Source organism: Caballeronia sp. GAFFF2 (assembly GCF_023631485.1).
In the GTDB taxonomy this organism is placed as follows: Bacteria; Pseudomonadota; Gammaproteobacteria; order Burkholderiales; family Burkholderiaceae; genus Caballeronia.
This window is the reverse complement of record NZ_JALQDA010000035.1, coordinates 530,585-548,461: the sequence shown is the minus strand read 5'-3', so window position 1 is coordinate 548,461 and position 17,877 is coordinate 530,585. Positions and strand designations below refer to the sequence as shown.

Here is a 17,877-nt window from a genome sequence, read left to right as displayed (position 1 = left end):
GTCATGGCAGATCATCGGAAAGTGCAAGGCATCGAGCTCTACGACAGCCCGGCAGGCGGCTGGGGCGCGCTCAACGCCACCGCGCGCGCCGTGCGGCAGCAAATGGACGCCTTCAAGGCGCCGCTCACGCTCTTGCGCACCAATCAGCCCGACGGCTTCGACTGCCCCGGCTGCGCGTGGCCGGATAAAGAGCATCGCTCGACATTCCAGTTCTGCGAGAACGGCGCCAAGGCCGTGACTTGGGAAGCCACCAAGAAGCGCGTCCCGCCTGAATTCTTCGCCGGACACACCGTCACGTCTTTGCTTGAATGGTCCGACTACGACCTCGAAAACGAAGGCCGCCTGACGCATCCGATGGCCTACAACAAGATCACGGACAAATACGAGGCCATCGAATGGGACGCCGCGTTCAAGCGCATCGGCGAAGTCATGCGTTCGCTCGCCTCGCCGGATGAAGCCGAGTTCTACACGTCGGGGCGCGCATCGAACGAAGCAGCCTTCCTGTACCAGCTTTTCGCACGCGAATACGGCAGCAACAACTTCCCCGACTGCTCGAACATGTGCCACGAAGCGACGAGCGTCGGCTTGCCGCAATCGATCGGCATCGGCAAGGGAACGGTCTCGCTCGAAGACTTCGATCATTGCGAACTGCTCATCGCGATGGGACACAATCCCGGCACGAACCATCCTCGCATGATGGGCACGCTGTGGGAAATGGCGCGGCGCGGCGTGCCCATCATCGTGTTCAATCCGTTGCGCGAGCGCGCGCTGGAACGTTTCGCCGATCCCCAAGACGCCGTCGAAATGGCCACCATGCGTTCGACGGACATCGCCTCTTCGTACTATCAGGTGAAAGTGGGCGGAGATGCGGCGGCGCTCAAGGGCATTCAGAAGGCGATCATCGCGCTCGACGACGCCGTCGATGCCGATGGCACCGTCATCGACCATGAGTTCATCCGAGGCCACACGAACGGCTACGAAGCCTTCGTCGCCGATCTGCACGCCACCGAATGGGCCGATATCGAGAAAGCCAGCGGCCTCACGCGCGACGAACTCGAACTCGTCGCGCGCGCCTACGTGAAGTCGAACGCGACCATCGTCACGTATGGCATGGGGATTACGCAGCACAGCAAGGGCACGGCCAACGTGCATCAGATCGCCAATCTGCTGTTCATGCGCGGCAACTTCGGCAAGCCGGGCGCGGGCATCTGTCCGTTGCGCGGACATTCGAACGTGCAGGGCAATCGCACGGTCGGCATCACCGAAAAGCCGCCCGCCGACATGCTCACGCGCATGGAAGCGACTTACGGCTTCGTGCCGCCCAAGGCGCATGGGCACGACGCCGTGCGCGCCATTCAGGCCATTCTCGATGGCAAATCTAAGGCGCTGTTTTGTCTGGGCGGCAATTTCTCGGTCGCCCTGCCCGACTCGACCAAATGCTTCGCCGCCATGCGCAAGCTCGATCTTGCCGTGCACATCAACACCAAGCTCAATCGCAATCACCTTCTCACGGGCAAGGAATCGTTCATCTTCCCTTGTCTCGGGCGCACGGAGATGGACGAGCAGGCGAGCGGCGCGCAAGCCGTGACCGTCGAGGATTCGATGTCGATGGTGCATGCCTCGCGCGGCAAGCTGCCGCCCGCGTCGCCTTCGTTGCGCTCGGAGCCTGCGATCATCGCGGGCATTGCGCAGGCGACGCTCTTGCATAGCAAAGTGCGCTGGCTCGACATGATTGCCGACTACGACCGCATCCGCGATGGCATCGAAGCCGTATTCTCAGGCTTCGAGCGCTTCAACGAGCGGATTCGCATACCGGGCGGTTTCCGCCTGCCCTTGCCGCCGACCGAACGCGTGTGGACGACGCCATCGGGCAAAGCGGAGTTCATCACGTTTGGCGGACTGAACGAAGAGAATGCGCTCGAAGCCGACGACGTGCTCAAGCTCACGACCTTGCGCAGCCACGACCAATATAACACGACGATCTACGGACTCGACGACCGCTATCGCGGCGTGTTCGGCCGTCGCGATGTGATCTTCATGAACGAAGCGGACATGGCCGTGCAGCAGCTCGAACATGGAGATGTCGTCGATGTCGAAACGGCCCTGCCTGGCCATGCCAACGATGGCACGCAGAAGCTCGCGGGCTTCACGGTCATCGCGTACAAGATCGCTCGCGGCTCCATCGGGGCTTATTATCCCGAGGCGAACGTGCTGGTGCCGCTCGACTACATCGACAAGGAAAGCGGCACACCATCGTACAAGTCGGTGCCTGTGCGCATAGCGAAAGCAGCGGCCGCCTAATCCGATGCCTGCGTCCCGAAGCCCGCCGACAAGCCGCTCGCCCGCAGCACGCGCGCCTGCACCGCGCGCTCGACGACACTCTTGCCGCCCGCGCTCGCGATCGTGAGAAAACGCCGCGCCCGAGTAATGCCGGTATAGACCAGCTCGCGCGTCAGCACGGGGCTCAAGCGCTCGGGCAGCACGAGCGCCGCATGCGTGAACTCGGAGCCTTGCGACTTGTGCACCGTGAGCGCGAAGACGGTCTCCACGGCTTGCAGACGGCTTGGCAGCACCCAGCGAATGCGTTCGCTGCCATCGCCCGCGGCGAAGGCTACGCGCAGGCTCCAGGTGCCATCGTGCACCGGCAAGGCAAGCGTGATGCCGATATCGCCGTTCATGAGCCCAAGCTCGTAATCGTTGCGCGTCACGAGCACCGGGCGGCCAAGATACCACTCCGCGTTCGCGGCAATCAAGCCTTCCTCGTGCAGCATGTGTGCAATGCGCTTGTTCAGCCCTTCCACGCCCCACGCGCCGCGACGCAGCGCGCACAGCAACTGAAACGCGTCGTGAGCGTGGAGCACCGCGCGCGCCCATGCGTCGAAGGCGGCGGCGGCGGCGTCGTGGGCGGGCTGCCGCTCGCGCATCGTTTGCAGATAGTGACGATAACCCTGGCGCTCCGATACTTCGCTGGCGTGCCCCGCCGTGCCTTCCACGGCGAGCGCCTTCAGCACCGCGTCGCTATCCGGCGGACATTCGACGAAGGCGAGATCGTCGTGGCCATGCGACCAGACTTTCTGGACTTCGAGCGCATCGCCCTTGTTGACCGCATCGGCGAGTTGCCCGATACCGCTCGCCGCCGAGAAGCGATGACTCACCCGCAGCATCGCGATGGACTGGTCGAGCGCGCTGCCGTTCGCATCGATGTATTCGCCGTCTAAATGCTCGCCCGTCGCCGCTTCGATCCACGCTTGCGTTGCGGGCGTGTAATGCGCCTTCGATGCGCGTCTGCACAATTCGCCGAGTACCGCGCCCGCTTCGACGGACGCAAGCTGGTCCTTGTCGCCGAGCAGGATCAGGCGCGCGTCCGGCGGCAGCGCGGCGAGCACGGCGTTCATCATCTCCAGATCGACCATGGAGGCTTCGTCGATCACGAGGACATCGAGCGACAGCAAATTCTCCGCATGATGCCGAAAGCGCCGCGAATCCGGCACCGTTCCGAGCAAGCGATGCAACGTGGTCACGGCGACGGGGATCGCCGCGCGGATGTCGGCGCCGTTCGCGAAGGCATCGAGCGGCAGTCGCGCGACCGCGCCCGCGATCGATTCGTTCAGACGCGCGGCGGCCTTCCCCGTTGGTGCGGCGAGGCGAATGCGCAACGCGCGCGCGTCGCCGCCCGTGGCAAGCGCCTGTGCCTGCAATAACGCCAGTAGCTTGACGACGGTCGTGGTCTTGCCCGTGCCCGGCCCGCCCGTCACGATGCTGAAGGCGCTTTTGGCGGCGAGCGCGCAGGCGATCTTCTGCCAGTCGGTCGCCGCCGATGCGGAGGAAAACAGCGTGTCGAGCGCGGCGCGCAACGCGGCTGCATCGGGCGCGTTCGCGGAGGCATCGAGCCGTTTCCGAATGGCGCGGCACACGTCCTGTTCGTAGCGCCAGTAGCGCCGCAGATAAAGCCGCGTGCCGGTGAACACGAGCGGCGTCGCACCCGCGCCATGGCCGACGAGCGCGGCATGCGTCAGCGCTTCCTGCCAGCGCGCGAGTGTCACGCCTTCGAGCACTTTGGATGGCAGCAGGTCTTTTTCCTCGTCGTCGCTCGCGTCCGGGTCGAGATGGCCATCGGGCGGCAACGAGAGCACGAAGCCGGGATCGGCCAGCGTCGCGGCGAGATCGAGGCAGGCGTGTCCGCGTCCGAGTTGATGGCTCGCCAAAGCCGCCGCGAGGATCAGCAGACCGTGCGCGTCGGCGGCTTCGCGGGCGAGGAAACGAGCGAATGCGGCATCGACTTCACGCAGCCAACCACGCTTTACCCAGGCATCGAGCAGATGCGCGGTGTCTTCGGTCGTATCGAAGACGGATTGCGTGGGTTCGCTCTCTTCGAAGGAAAATTCGGCTTGCGTGCCGGACGGCAAAAGGCTCATTCCCACTCCGTTTCTGCGATGACAGCGCGGGCCTCGCCCATGAACAACGCGTCGAGTTGCTCGATCAGCGCGCGTGGCGGACGTTCGGCGTAGAGACCTTGAGTCGGGGCGTCGAGGCCGCGCACGAAGAGATAAACCGCGCCGCCGATATGCTCGTCGTAGTCGTAATCCGGCTGACGCGCCTTGAGCAGCCGATGCAACGCAAGCGTGTAAAGCACGAACTGCAGGTCGTACCGCGAGCGCAGCATCTGCGCGCGAATGCGCTCGGTCGTGTAGGCCGAATCGTCCGAACCGAGCCAGTTCGACTTATAGTCCGCCACGTAATAGCGCCCTTCGTGCTCGAACACGAGGTCCATGAAGCCCTTCAGCATGCCGTTGAGTTGCGCGTGTTCGAGCGTGGGCCGCGCGGCACCGCCGGCCGTATGCGCGCACACGAGCCGGTCGACGGCGGTCGTGTCGACGTGCCGCGCCTCGAACCAGAACTCCATTTCGGCGAGCGACGTGTCGAGGTCCGCCAGCGCAATGGCAGTCGCCCGCATGCCGTGCGCGGCCTTCACGACGAAACGCGTCGATATGATCTTCAGGATCCACGCGGTGAGCGGCGCGATCCAGCGCTCCCAGCCACGCACGGCGCAGCGCCGCGCGACGAGTTCGCGTAACGCGGCGGGGTCGTCGGCGGTGTGTTGGAAGCCTTGTTGCGCGGCCCATTCCAGCAAGTCGTGCAAGAAGCTGCCTTGCTCCGAGCCACGCGGAAAGTCATGCAGCGTGCGTCCAGACGATGACACCGCGCGCGGTGCATCGGCGTCTTCTTCCTGCGACGCTTCGCTTTGCGCATCGCGCGTTTCGATGAAGACGTCTTCGACCGGCGTATCCGGCGCGGCATGCGTGCCGCCCGACGTCTTGAGACTCGAATAGCTCGCTATCCACCAGGCTTCGCGCACCACGCGCACCGACTTGCGGGCGTTGCTGGCGAGCGCGGTTTCGGCACGCGCGGCAAGGCGCTCGGCGCGAGCCTCGGGTGCGGGCAAAACCGCGATATTCGCCGATGCCCCGAACACATCGCTCAGCCGGTCGAATAATTCGGCCGGGACGACAGGCTCCCGCCCGCCCGTCAAATAACCGATGGCGCTGCGTTCGAGCGCTTCGAGCGGCGCCATGCCGATCCACGTCGCATAGCGCGCGCGCGTCAGCGCCACGTAGAACTTGCGCAGGTCTTCCCCGAGGCGTTCGTCGTCGGCCTTGACGAGGATGTCTTCGTCGCCGTCGAGCGTAACGTTGAGCTCGCCGGTTTCATCGTGCCATTTCAAGGGCAGATCCTTCGGCGTCACCGCACGATGCGCGCACGCAAAAGGCAGAAACACGAGCGGATACTCCAGCCCCTTCGACTTGTGGATGGTCACCACCTTGACGAGATCGCCGTCGCTTTCCAGACGCATCTGGCGCGCATCGCCGCCGCTGCCTTCGAGCGCCGCCTCGTGTTCTTCCACCAGATGCCGGATCAACCCGTGCTCGCCTTCGATCAGCACGCTTGCCTGTTGCAGCAGTTCGGCCAGATGCAGCAGGTCGGTCAGCACGCGCTCGCCGTTGCCGGCTTGCAGTTCGAAAAGACGCGCGGGCACGTCGAAGTCGTTCAGAAGGCGCCGCAGCATCGGCAAGACGCCCTGACGCCGCCAGCTTTCGCGATAGCCGCGAAATTGCAGCACGCACGCTTCCCATTGCGTTTCGTTGCTGAAGAGCGCGTCGAGTTCGCCGAAGTCGAGTCCGAGCGTCGGCGTGGAAAGCGCGGCGCGCACGAGCCGTCCGTCTTCCGGTTCCGCGCAGGCGGCAAGCCAATGCACGAGTTCGCCCGCCTGGTCACTCGCGAATACCGAGTCTTTGTCCGACAGATACACCGAACGCACGCCGCGCGCGCGCAACTCCCGCCGGATGGCTTCGGCTTCGGTGCGGTTGTTGACGAGCACGGCGAGATCGGCGGGAGAGAGCGAACGGCGGCCACGCGATCCCTCGAAGCCCGCTTCGCCGCGCTGCCCAAGGTTGAGCAAACGCACGATTTCGCTTGCGCAGCCCGGCGCCATCCGCTGAATGTAGGCGGTCTTGCTCGTCGGCTTGCCGTCGTCGCTGGGCGGCAGGCACCAGACGGTGAGCGCGCGTGGCGTTTCGCCATCGATGACGAACGCATCGTCGCGGCCTTGCGCGCTCACGTTGATGAACGGCACCGGGTTGTCGTCGCCGCTGCGAAACAGGAACGCGCCTTCGCCGTCCGCGCGCGCTTCGGCCATGTCGAAGCAATGGTTGGCGGCATCGACCATGGCGGCCGTCGAGCGGAAGTTCTTCGCGAGCGTGAAGAGTTGCGTGCCCGGCGCGCGGCGCGCGGCGAGATACGTGTAGATGTCCGCGCCGCGGAAAGCGTAGATGGCCTGCTTCGGGTCGCCGATCATGATGAGCGCCTGTCCCGCGTCTTGCGCGTGATAGACGGCATCGAAGATACGGTACTGGACGGGATCGGTATCCTGGAACTCGTCGATCAGCGCGACCGGAAACTGATGACGAATGACTTCGGCTAGACGCGCGCCGTTCGCGCCATGCAACGCGGCATCGAGCCGCGCGAGCAGATCGTCGAAGCCCATTTGCGCGCGCCGTGCCTGTTCGCCCGCAAAGCGTTCCGCGACCCAACGCGCCGCGTGCGTGAGAATCTCGGTGCGGCTCGCTTCGAGTGCGATGAGATCGGCCTGCAAGGTCAGCATGGCTTCGAAGGCTTCATGCGACGGCGGCTCGCCTTCGCAATGCTCCGCGAGCGCGGTGGGCGTCAGCCGCGACCACGCGGTGCTCGTCAGATCGGGCATGAGCGCGTGCGGGTCGTGCGCCCATTCGACGAGCGTCCTGAGCCAGCGGTCGCAATCGCTTTTGCCGTAACTGCGCGGCTTGAACCGCTTGGCAAGCCGCGCCTGATCGATCAACTCGCCCATGATCTCGGGCCACGTCTTCCACGGCTCCTTGATCTGCGCGAGACGCAAGGCGCGCGCATCGAGCACATCGGCGGGAGCTTGCGCATCGGGCAAAAGCTCGGCTAGGTCGATGAGATTGCGCAGCGTCTTTTGCAGCTCGCGCGGACCGGATACCCACGTGGCCACCGTTTCCGCGCGGCGTTCGTCGAGCGGCGCTAAAAACGTGCGCCAGTAATCGCGTACGACTTGCGCCAGCAGATCGCTTTGATCGGTTTCGAGCGTCTGGTCGAAGAGGCTGTCGCTATCGAACGCATGCTCGCGCAGCATGCGGTTGCACCACGCGTGAATGGTCGACACCGCCGCCTCGTCCATCCATTCGGCCGCGAGTTGGAGCCGCCGCGCGCAGGCAGGCCACGCTTCGGGCTCGTATTCTTCGCGCAATGCGTGCAGCAGGTCTTCGTCGCCAAAGTCGAGCGCTTCGATCTCGTTTGCGTCTTGCTGGAAGTAGCGCGCCGCTTCGGTCAGCCGCGCGCGGATACGGTCGCGCAGTTCCTTGGTCGCGGCATCGGTGAAGGTGACGACGAGGATCTCGGGCGGCGTGAGCGGGCGCGCCGCGTCGTTGCCGGGATCGTGGCCGAGCACGAGCCGCACATACAGCATGGCGATGGTGAAAGTCTTGCCCGTGCCCGCGCTCGCCTCGATCAGACTGCGCCCCGCAAGCGGAAAACGCAGTGGATCGAGCGGCTGGACGGTCTGCGAATCGAATGCGTTCATGCCTTGGCAGCCTTCTCTTTCTTGACCACGGTGGAGACGAGCGGGTCGAGCAGATGCTCCGCCAGTTCCACGAATTCGCCGCTTGCCGCGAGCGCGGCGAAGTGGGGATACGCACGCAGCAGCGAGGCATTTTTCTGCACTTCGCCCTTGTTGTAGTCGTCGCCTTCGTACTTGCGGCGCGCGGCGCCGTGCGCTTCGGCGGGCTCGATGCGATGTTTGAAAAGCCACTCGAGCGCGGATTCCAGCGCGAACGGCAGCGGCCGCGTCATGCCGCGCTCCCAGACCTGCAGAAGCGTGGTCATATGCCGCCGCGCCACGCTCGCTTCGAGCGGCGCGAATTCGACGACGCCCTTCTTGCTGACGATCACGGTCGTTACCTCGTGTCCGTCGAGATTCGCCGCGAGGTGTTCCACCCATGCGCCCGTGAGCCTTGCATACCTATACGCCTTGCCCGAAACGAGTTCGCGCGTTTCCATGATGAGGCGTGCCTCGCGGCCATCGGCGTCGGCGCGCCAATTGCCGAGCCAATCCGCGAGCGCGAGCGTCTGCGTCGCGCCTTCGGTCGTGAAGCGCACTTCGCGATCGCGCTCCATAGCCACCGGCCAGCGCTCGACCTCCTTGCGCCACGCTTCGAAGAGCTTGTCCATCGGTTCGAGCAGCTTGCCGCTCGCGATGTCGCCGAAGCCGCCCGTCGCCAGGTCGCCACGGCGGCGGATCATCGCCATGCGGGTTTCGCGGGCTTCTTCCAGCGCGCCTTCTTGCAACGCGCCCGTTTCGTTCAATATCGATGCCTGCGCGCGGATCAGTTCGTCCTGAAGCTTCCATATGGCGAGCGCATCGAGCTCGAAAGGCTCGTCGTCCTCGCTCGCCATCTGCTCCGCTTCAAACGACACGCGCAGACGTTGCCGGAAGAACTGGCGCACCGGATTCTTCAGAAAGTCGGCGAGTTCGCGCAGCGTGAGCGGCTCTTCGCGCACAAGCGGCGCGAGCGTTGCAAGCGGCGTGTCATCGGGTTGGGTCTGCCTCGGTCGGCTCGACGCCCGCCATTCGGCCGCATAGGTAAAGAGCGGCGATGCCTCGTCGTCCGCGTTGAAGTAATCCGCGCTGAACGGTTGCAGGCGATGCTCCACGGTCAGCGCATTCACGAGCGATGCGTCTTCGTCGAAGAGACGCCAGCCTTGCGCCAGATGATCGCGCAGTTGCCCGATCAGCACCGAGGGCGGCCGCTCGCTGTTGTCGTTGATGCTGCGCCCGACCCACGAAACATACAGATGGTCGCGCGCCGACAACACCGCTTCGAGCAGCAGATAACGATCGTCCTCGCGACGCGAGCGGTCGCCCGGCCGGTAGTAGCCGCGCATCAGGTCGAAGTCCATCGGCACGCGCGCGCGCGGATAGTCGCCGTCGTTCATGCCGAGCAGGCAGACGTGACGGAACGGAATGGCGCGCATCGGCATGAGGGTCGCGAAGGTCACCGCACCCGCGAAGAAGCGCTGCGACAGCGCGCCCTGGTCGAGTTGCGAAAGCCAGTAGTCGCCGACGACGGAAAGCGGCAGTTCATCGTCGAGGCCCGCTTCGTTGCAGGTGTCGAGCCAGTCCTGCAGCACGTTGTCGAGACGCGCGAACGTGTAGGCGTCTTCGGCGTCGTCGCTCTCGAAGAACGCGACGCGCAGCGCGCGCAGGCGTTCGCACCAGACAGGCACGGTGGCCGGCTCGCGCAGACTGCGCCAGGTGTGATCGAGCGCATCCAGAAGGCGCACGAGCGGCCCGAGCAACGCGGCATCAAGGCCGCCGACTTCGCCGAACGGTTCGATGTCGTTCCACGCTTGCGCATCGCTACCGACGGCGTAGCCGAGCAGCATGCGGCGCAACCCGAACGCCCACGTATGCGGCGCGGCGCTTGCCTGATCGCGCGGCAAGCCGAGACTCGCGCGCTGTTCGGCATGCAGACCCCAGCGCACGTTGGCGCCGCGAATCCACGAACGCAGACGCGGCAAATCGCTTTCCTCCATGCCGAAGCGGCGGCGCAACGCGGGCACGTCGAGCAGATCGAGCAGATCGCTCACCGCGAAGCGCGATTGCGGCAGGCCGAGCAACGCCTCGAGCGCGCCGAGCAGCGGATCGGCGGCGCGCTGTCCGCGATCGGCCACGCTGAATGGAATGTAGCGCGGATCGCTGCGCTCGAAGAGACCGAACACCGCCTGAATATGCGGCGCGTAGGTTTCGATATCCGGCACCATCACGATGATGTCGCGCGGCCTCAATTGCGGGTCCGCATTGAACGCGGCGAGCAACTGATCGTGCAGGATCTCGACCTCGCGCTGCGGGCTATGCGCGATATGAAAGCGTATCGACGTATCGAACTCCGGGTCTACTTCGGGCCAGTGGTCGCGGCTTTCCCGCACCGGCCGAAGGTCGCGGATATCGTCCTGCAACTGCTGCAGCATGGTGTCGGCTTCGCGCTCTTCGAAGAGATCGATACGCTGCCCGATACTCGCGAATTGCGGGCTATAGCTCTCGCGCGCCTCGGCGCTGTCGAATTCGTCCAGCAAGCCGATGAAGTCGCGTCCCTGCTTGCCCCACGACGCAAGCAGCGGATGCGCATGCAGATGCAACTGTTCCGGCTGCAATTCGGCGGGCGCGCCTTCGCGACGCGTCTGCCGCGCGTGCGAGGCGCGCAGCAACTCCTTGTCGGGCACGATGTCGGCCCAGTAATGCGCGCACGGATTCGGCACGCACATGAGCACCTGCGACCAGCGCGACAACGCCGCCAGCGCTTCCAAGGACTGACGCGGCAGACTCGATATGCCGAACACCACGATGCGGCGCGGCAAGCCCGCCGGCCGCTTGCCTTCCGGCCAGCCCGCTGCGCGCTGCATGAAGGCCTCGTGGACCGCCGCGCGGCCGCCGAGCGACGAGATTTCGTTGGGATTGTCCTGCGGGCTTTGTTCGACATCGGCCAGCAGCGCGCGCCAGAGCGCCGCCTGCCAGCGCTGTTCGGCGGGTAGCGCATGCGCCTGTCCGCGCGCGTCGATCACGACATCCTCGCCCGAGGCCCACTTCGCGAGCCAGTCAGCGCGATACATCTGATACTGATCGAACAGATCGGCAATGCGCCCGGCCAGTTGAAAGCGCTTGCGGCGATCGTCGTCATGACGGATGAAGCGCCGCAGCGGTTCGAATTCCTCGCGCCCGACGAGCGCGGGCACCACGCGCATGAGCCGCCAGACGACGCGCGCCTTGTCGAACGGCGAGACTTCCGCGACCGCGTCCGCGCCCAGCACCGCGCGATACGCTTGCCAAATGAAGCGCGAAGGCAGGCTGATATCGAGCGCGGCGGCGATACCGCAACCGCCCTCGCCGCTCGCGGCATCGACATGCGCGGCGAGCGCCAACTTGAGCCACTGCGCGATACCGTTGCTTTGCACGAGGATAATCTCGTTTTCCAGCGGGGCGAGCGGATAGCGCTTCATCCACTCGACGAGCAGATCGCGCAGCCGCTCGGAGCGGTTGCCGTGGATGAGCATGAGCCCCGGCGACAGCGAATTCGGCTTCAAAAAAGGCTCCGTGAAGAGTTCGACGGCGACAAGACATCGATTCTAAGCGACGCGGCCAGCGGCCCGCGCGCATGGGCAACCTACAAACCGTCGTCACGCGGCTTGCGCCCGCACAGCGCGGGCGCGTCGCTTAACCGTTATGCTTGCAAAAAAGAACGCTGTGACAACGGAGGACGACATCTCATGCTGACGATCTGGGGCCGGGCCAACTCGGTCAACGTACACAAAGTGCTGTGGTGCTGCGACGAACTCGGGCTCGCTTACGAGCGCATCGACGCGGGGCTGCAATTCGGGCGCAACAACGAACCCGACTATCTCGCGATGAATCCGACCGGCCGCGTCCCCACGCTCGTCGACGACGACTTCGTGTTGTGGGAATCGAATTCCATCATTCGCTATCTCGCGATGCAGTACGGGCAGAATCAGGCGCTCTATCCGGCGGAACCGAAGGTGCGAGCGAGCGTGGACCGCTGGCTGGACTGGGCGCTTTCCACGCTGCAACCCGCCGAGCGGCCCGTGTTCTGGGGCTACGTGCGCACGCCCGCAGCCGAGCGCGACCCCGCTCAACTCGATACCGCCGCGCGCGAAGTCGAGAAACTCTGGCGCATGGTCGACGCGCATCTCGAAGGGCGCGAGTATTTCGAAGGCAGTACCTTCACACTCGCGGATATCGTCATCGCGGCGTATGCGCGGCGCTGGTTCGGAATCGCGGAACTTGCGCGTCCGACGCTGCCGGAGCTCGAACGCTGGTATGGACAACAGGCTTCGCGCGACGGCTTCCGGCGCCATGTCTCGGCGCCGCTGACCTGAACTTCCACCCGGCATTGAAGCATCGACATGACTATCGAACTACATACCTGGAATACGCCCAACGGACGCAAGATCAGCGTCGCGCTGGAAGAAATGCAACTGCCCTACTCCGTGAAAACGGTGAACATCTCCAAGGGCGAGCAACACGCGCCGGCTTTTTTGCGCATCAGCCCGAACAACCGGATTCCGGCGATTATCGATCCCGACGGCCCGGACGGACAGCCGATCAGCGTGTTCGAATCCGGCGCGATTCTGCTTTATCTCGGCGAGAAGACGGGCCGGTTCTTGCCCGCGAGTCTGCGCGATCGCGTACCGGTGCTCGAATGGCTCATGTGGCAAATGGGCGGCTTCGGACCCATGCCGGGACAAGTGCATCATTTTCGCGCCGTGGAAGCGGAAGCCGACCGGCGCTATGGCCTCAAACGCTATTCGGACGAAACGCGCCGGCTCTACGGCGTGCTCGACAGGCGGCTCGCGCAAGTGGAATTCGTCGCGGGCGCGTTGTCGGTGGCGGATTTCGCCATTCTTGGCTGGGCGTGGCGGCACGAGCGTCATCAGGTTTCCCTCGACGACTATCCGAACGTCAAGCGCTGGTACGACACGCTATTCGCGCGCGAAGGCGTGAAGCGCGGCTTCGAGATCAAGCTCGACGACAATTAAGGCACATGTAATATTGGGAGCCTCAAGCAGACTAAAACAGCACGCCGCCACGGAGGAGACAACCATGACAGCCGGCCAATACGACGAAGGGCTTCCCAAGACCGCCGCCAACTACGCGGTGCTCACGCCGCTGATGTTCATCGAGCGCGCCGCGACGGTGTATCCGACGCGGCCGGCCGTCGTGCATGGCGACGTGCGCCGCAACTGGAGCGAGACTTACGCGCGCACGCGGCGGCTTGCATCGGCGCTGAGTTCGCGTGGCATCGGCTTGGGCGATACGGTCGCCGCCATGCTGCCGAACACGCCCGAAATGGTCGAAGCGCACTTTGGCGTGCCAATGACGGGCGCCGTGCTCAACACGCTGAACACGCGGCTCGATGCAGCGACGCTTGCCTTCATGCTCACGCATGGCGAGGCAAAAGCAGTGATCGTCGATCGCGAGTTTTCCGGCGTGATGCGTGAGGCGCTGAAGAGCGTGCCGCAACCCGTGCTCGTCATCGACGTGAACGATCCGCAGTACACCGGCGCGGGAGAAAGCATCGGCGAGATCGATTACGAAAGCCTGCTGGCAAGCGGCGACCCCGCCTGCGAATGGTCGCCGCCATCGGACGAATGGAACGCCATCTGCCTGAATTACACCTCGGGCACGACGGGCAATCCGAAGGGCGTGGTCTATCACCATCGCGGCGCCTACACCAACGCGCTCAGCAATATACTCGAATGGGACATGCCGAAGCACGCGGTGTACTTGTGGACGCTGCCCATGTTCCATTGCAACGGCTGGTGTTTTCCGTGGACGGTCGCGGCGCGCGCGGGCGTGAACGTGTGTCTGCGCCGTATCGATGCAAAGACGGTCTTCGATCTCATTCGCCGCGAAGGCGTCACGCATTATTGCGGCGCGCCGATCGTGCAGAACCTGCTCGTGAATGCGCCCGACGAACTGAAGACGGGCATCGCGCACAAGGTCCACGCCATGGTCGCGGGGGCCGCGCCGCCCGCCGCGATGATCGAAGGCATGGAGCGCCTGGGCTTCGAACTCACGCATGTCTACGGGCTCACCGAAGTCTACGGTCCCGCGACCGTCTGCGCGCGGCAGGCCGAGTGGAGCGAACTCGACATCGGCGAGCGTGCGCGGCTCAATGCACGGCAAGGCGTGCGCTATCACTTGCAGGATGCGGTGAGCGTGCGCGATTCCCTCACCATGGAGCCCGTTCCCGCGGATGGCGAGACCATCGGCGAGATCATGTTTCGCGGCAACATCGCGATGAAGGGTTATCTCAAGAACGTGCCCGCCACCGAGGAAGCGTTTCGCGGCGGCTGGTTCCATACGGGCGATCTGGCGGTCGCTTATCCGGATGGCTACGTGCGTATCAAGGACCGCAGCAAGGACATCATCATCTCCGGCGGCGAGAACATATCGAGCATCGAAGTGGAAGACGTGTTGTACCGGCATCCGGCGGTGCTGGCGGTCGCCGTCGTTGCGAAGCCCGATGCGCGCTGGGGTGAAACGCCTTGCGCGTTCGTCGAATTGAAGGCGGGCGCCGAGGTCGGCGCGGAAGAACTGATCGCGCATTGCAGGAAGCATCTGGCGGGCTTCAAGGTGCCGCGCGCCATCGAATTCTGCGAGTTGCCGAAGACATCGACCGGCAAGATACAGAAGTTCGAGTTGCGCAAGCGCGCGGGCTCGGTTGCGGCAATCGACGTTTGATGGAGACAACGCGATGAACGAAGCGCTCGTGACGTCCGAACCCGATGCCTACGGCGTCGAAGGTGCGGTCAGGCTCACGCTGAACCGGCCCGAAGCGTTCAACGCGCTTTCCGAAGCCATGCTCGATGCACTCGAACGCGCGTTGCAGGACATCGCGCGATCGCAGGCGCGCGTGGTCGTGCTCGGCGGCGCGGGCCGTGCGTTTTGCGCCGGGCACGACTTGAAGGAGATGCGCGCGGCGCCGTCGCTCGATTACTACCGAGCGCTTTTCGAGCGCTGCTCGCGCATGATGCTGACCATTCAACAAATGCCGCAGCCGGTAATCGCGCGCGTGCACGGCATTGCAACGGCGGCGGGTTGTCAGCTCGTTGCAATGTGCGATCTCGCGGTGGCATCGAGCGAGGCGCGCTTCGCGGTATCGGGCGTGAATCTCGGGCTATTCTGCGCGACGCCGAGCGTGGCGTTGTCGCGCAACGTGTCGCGCAAGAAAGCGTTCGAAATGCTCGTGACGGGCGATTTCATCGACGCGCACACGGCTCGGGAACGCGGGCTCGTGAATCGGGTTGCTTCACCGGATGCGCTCGACGAAGCGGTAGGCGCGCTTGTAAAGAGCATCGCGAAGAAGCCACGCGCGGCGGTTGCGGCGGGCAAGCGGCTGTTTTACCGGCAGATCGAGACGAGTATCGAAGACGCGTACGCGCTTGCATCCGAGACGATGGCCTGCAACATGATGGACGGCGACGCGCTCGAAGGCACGCAGGCGTTTATCGAAAAACGTCCGGCGCGCTGGAGCAACGAGTAATACTCAGCCCGCGTGCTCCACGGGGTGCTGTTCGAGCCACGCGTTTTCCGCATCGTCGTAAAGCCGGGAGCGCGTGAGAAAGCGCAGACCCGACGGCCGTTCCAGCGAAAACATGCCGCCGTTGCCCGGCACGCAATCGATGATCAACTGGGTGTGCTGCCAGTACTCGAACTGCGATTCGCTCATGTAGAACGACACGCCGCCAATCTCGCCGAGCTTTACGTCCGAGCCGCCGACCATGAACTCGTTGGTGGGAAAGCACATCGGTGCGCTGCCGTCGCAGCATCCGCCGGACTGATGAAACAGAATCTCGCCGTGTTCCGCCTTGAGCTTGCCGATCAGTTCGATGGCCGCGGGCGTCGCGATCACGCGCTCTATTACCTGTTCGCTCATGATGTCCCCGTTATTTGTTCGAAGCGGAACCGCCGCGTGAGCGGCGGCCCCGTTTTACAGCCGATGGATCAGAAGAAGCCGAGCGGCTTGTCGCTATAGCTGACGAGCAGGTTCTTCGTCTGCTGATAGTGATCGAGCATCATCTTGTGATTCTCGCGTCCGATACCCGATTGCTTGTAGCCGCCGAACGCCGCGTGCGCCGGATACGCGTGATAGCAGTTGGTCCACACGCGTCCCGCCTGAATGCCACGGCCAAAGCGATACGCACGCGTGCCATCGCGCGTCCACACGCCCGCGCCGAGACCGTACAGCGTGTCGTTGGCGATTTCGAGCGCTTCCTCTTCGTTCTTGAAGGTCGTCACCGAGACCACCGGCCCGAAGATTTCCTCCTGGAAGATGCGCATCTTGTTATGACCACGGAACACGGTCGGCTTGATGTAGTAGCCTTTTTCGAGCTCGCCGCCCAGCGCGTTACGCTCGCCGCCAGTCAGGCATTCGGCGCCTTCCTGCTTACCCAGATCGATATACGAGAGAATCTTTTCGAGCTGTTCCTGCGATGCCTGCGCGCCGATCATCGTCTTGCTGTCGAGCGGATGGCCTTGCGTGATCGCTTCCACGCGCTTGAGGGCACGTTCGATGAAGCGGTCGTAGATCGATTCCTCGATCAACACGCGCGACGGGCACGTACACACTTCGCCCTGATTCAGCGCGAACATGGCGAAGCCTTCGAGCGCCTTGTCGAAGAAACTGTCGTCGGCGTTGAGGACATCGGCGAAGAAAATGTTCGGGCTCTTGCCGCCCAGTTCCAGCGTCACCGGAATCAGATTCTGACTCGCGTATTGCATGATGAGCCGGCCCGTGGTCGTCTCGCCCGTGAACGCAATCTTCGAGATGCGCTTGTTCGATGCGAGCGGCTTGCCCGCTTCCAGCCCGAAGCCGTTCACCACGTTGACGATGCCCGGCGGCAGCAGGTCTTCGATCAGTTCGAGCAGAACGAGGATAGATGCCGGCGTCTGCTCGGCGGGCTTGAGCACGACGCAATTGCCCGCTGCGAGCGCGGGCGCGAGCTTCCACACGGCCATCAGAATGGGGAAGTTCCACGGAATGATCTGCCCGACCACGCCTAGCGGCTCGTGGAAGTGATAGGCGACTGTGTCGTCGTCGATCTGCGAGATCGAGCCTTCCTGCGCGCGCACGGCGCTCGCGAAATAGCGGAAGTGATCGATGGCGAGCGGGATGTCGGCCGCCATGGTCTCACGCAACGGCTTGCCGTTATCGATGCTTTCCGCCACCGCGATACGCTGCAGATTCGCTTCCATGCGATCCGCGATCTTCAGGAGCAGGTTCGCGCGCTCGGTCGCCGAAGTCTTGCCCCATGCGGTCTTGGCGGCATGGGCGGCGTCGAGAGCTGCTTCGATATCGGCTTCGCGCGATCGGGGAATCGAGGTGAAGGCCTCACCCGTGATCGGCGAAATATTGTCGAAATACTCTCCCCCCGCGGGCGGCGTCCACTTGCCGCCGATGAAGTTTCCATACTGCTTCTTGTACGGGTAATCGGTACTCAGGAACTGCATCTCCGCATGGTTCATCTGTGTGCTCCTCGCATGTCGACATGGTTGGCCGGCGCAATGTCGATAGCTGTCGCCGGCGGCTTACATCTGCGAGTTCCGTGCCATTCGGGGTATACGCGGAACGACGCTTATGGCGCTTGATGAAGCGCGTGGCGGACCGCGAGGCGCGTTGTCCATTTTCGGAACACTTGTCGTGCCCTGTAGCGATGCGGCACAACCCGAGTCAGGACAAACGCTTATGG

At 64.2% G+C, this 17,877-nt stretch carries 10 protein-coding genes; 5 read left to right on the top strand and 5 right to left on the bottom strand.

Translation table 11 applies throughout. From position 1 onward, the window contains the following. Positions 1–3: 3 nt before the first annotated feature. Positions 4–2,301 carry an FdhF/YdeP family oxidoreductase gene (locus NCT04_RS28615; protein WP_250469209.1) on the top strand — a complete coding sequence of 766 codons (2,298 nt, stop codon included), beginning with the start codon at positions 4–6 and terminating at the stop codon, positions 2,299–2,301. On the opposite strand, the gene recD is transcribed toward NCT04_RS28615, so the two are convergent. Genes recD through recC form a run of 3 tightly spaced genes read right to left on the bottom strand, consistent with a single transcriptional unit; the run spans position 2,298 to position 11,691 of the window. Then, complete coding sequence (recD, locus tag NCT04_RS28610) at positions 2,298–4,415, bottom strand: exodeoxyribonuclease V subunit alpha (RefSeq protein WP_250469208.1); 2,118 nt, start codon at positions 4,413–4,415, stop codon at positions 2,298–2,300. The genes NCT04_RS28615 and recD overlap by 4 nt on opposite strands. Further along, positions 4,412–8,134 (bottom strand): exodeoxyribonuclease V subunit beta, encoded by a 3,723-nt coding sequence (recB, locus tag NCT04_RS28605; RefSeq protein ID WP_250469207.1) that lies wholly within the window; start codon positions 8,132–8,134, stop codon positions 4,412–4,414. The genes recD and recB overlap by 4 nt, the downstream gene beginning before the upstream one ends. Continuing rightward, positions 8,131–11,691, bottom strand: coding sequence for an exodeoxyribonuclease V subunit gamma (gene recC / locus NCT04_RS28600; protein WP_250469206.1), 3,561 nt, complete (start codon positions 11,689–11,691; stop codon positions 8,131–8,133). Before recC ends, recB begins: the two co-directional genes overlap by 4 nt. A 183-nt stretch (positions 11,692–11,874) precedes the next feature. On the opposite strand from recC, the gene NCT04_RS28595 reads away from it, so the two are divergent. The 4 genes from NCT04_RS28595 (at position 11,875) to NCT04_RS28580 (ending at position 15,671) form a co-directional block, all read left to right on the top strand. Next, positions 11,875–12,501, top strand: coding sequence for a glutathione S-transferase family protein (locus NCT04_RS28595; RefSeq protein WP_250469205.1), 627 nt, complete (start codon positions 11,875–11,877; stop codon positions 12,499–12,501). A gap of 27 nt (positions 12,502–12,528) precedes the next feature. Next, positions 12,529–13,161 (top strand): glutathione S-transferase family protein, encoded by a 633-nt coding sequence (locus NCT04_RS28590; protein WP_250469204.1) that lies wholly within the window; start codon positions 12,529–12,531, stop codon positions 13,159–13,161. Between the two features lie 64 nt (positions 13,162–13,225). Next, a complete protein-coding gene (locus NCT04_RS28585) occupies positions 13,226–14,869 on the top strand; it encodes an acyl-CoA synthetase (protein WP_244830942.1) in 1,644 nt (547 codons plus the stop codon). 13 nt (positions 14,870–14,882) lie between these two features. Beyond that, on the top strand, positions 14,883–15,671 hold the full coding sequence (locus NCT04_RS28580) for an enoyl-CoA hydratase (protein WP_250469203.1): 789 nt from the start codon (positions 14,883–14,885) through the stop codon (positions 15,669–15,671). A 3-nt stretch (positions 15,672–15,674) separates the two neighbouring features. Here NCT04_RS28580 and NCT04_RS28575 read toward each other — a convergent pair whose 3' ends face one another. Continuing rightward, positions 15,675–16,064 carry a DUF779 domain-containing protein gene (locus NCT04_RS28575; RefSeq protein ID WP_250469202.1) on the bottom strand — a complete coding sequence of 130 codons (390 nt, stop codon included), beginning with the start codon at positions 16,062–16,064 and terminating at the stop codon, positions 15,675–15,677. A gap of 68 nt (positions 16,065–16,132) precedes the next feature. Next, the gene (gene adh, locus NCT04_RS28570; RefSeq protein ID WP_244830945.1) at positions 16,133–17,653 is read right to left on the bottom strand and encodes an aldehyde dehydrogenase; all 1,521 of its coding nucleotides are present in this window, start codon (positions 17,651–17,653) and stop codon (positions 16,133–16,135) included. Positions 17,654–17,877: the final 224 nt, after the last annotated feature.